Source organism: Bradyrhizobium sp. NBAIM08 (genome assembly GCF_020193935.1).
GTDB lineage: Bacteria > Pseudomonadota > Alphaproteobacteria > Rhizobiales > Xanthobacteraceae > Bradyrhizobium > Bradyrhizobium yuanmingense.
Genome location: NZ_JADYVR010000412.1, coordinates 1 through 443, shown reverse-complemented (window position 1 = coordinate 443; position 443 = coordinate 1). Strand labels below are relative to the sequence as shown.

Annotated in this window: 1 protein-coding gene; it reads right to left on the bottom strand. The window is 72.9% G+C overall.

The window, feature by feature from the left end; genetic code table 11:
- Window positions 1-31 precede the first annotated feature (31 nt).
- The coding region (locus I6F37_RS40170) for an alpha/beta fold hydrolase (protein ID WP_225154403.1) at window positions 32-443 on the bottom strand (412 nt) is incomplete at its 5' end.

Genomic DNA, 443 nt, shown 5'->3' with positions numbered 1-443 from the left:
TCGGTGGGCGGCACGAGCCCTTCCTGGCCGCTCAGAGCGTGCCCGGCAGGTCCAGCGTGCCGTCGACGAACGACGTGACGCCCTCGATCGGTGCCGGGAACGGCTCGCCGACACGACCGCGCAGCGTGCGGTCCCAGAATGCGATCGTCGTCGCCTGGTACGCCGCGTCGGCCGTCGTCGGGGTGTTCTCGGCGACCGTCGCGTGCACCGCGCCGTGCATCGTCAGGAGGTACTTCTCGCCGGGCAGCCGGTCGTAGGCGTCGACCGCCTCGGCGTAGGGGAACACCCCATCGGCGTCGGAGTGGGCCACGAGGACCGGGAACGTGATCTCACCGAAGCGCTCGGCGGGCACGACGTCGACCATCGCGCCGAGGCGTGCGCCGGCGGCCAGGACGTCCGAGACGGCGAGCAGGAGCAGGGCGATCGCGGCGTCGGGGTTGGCG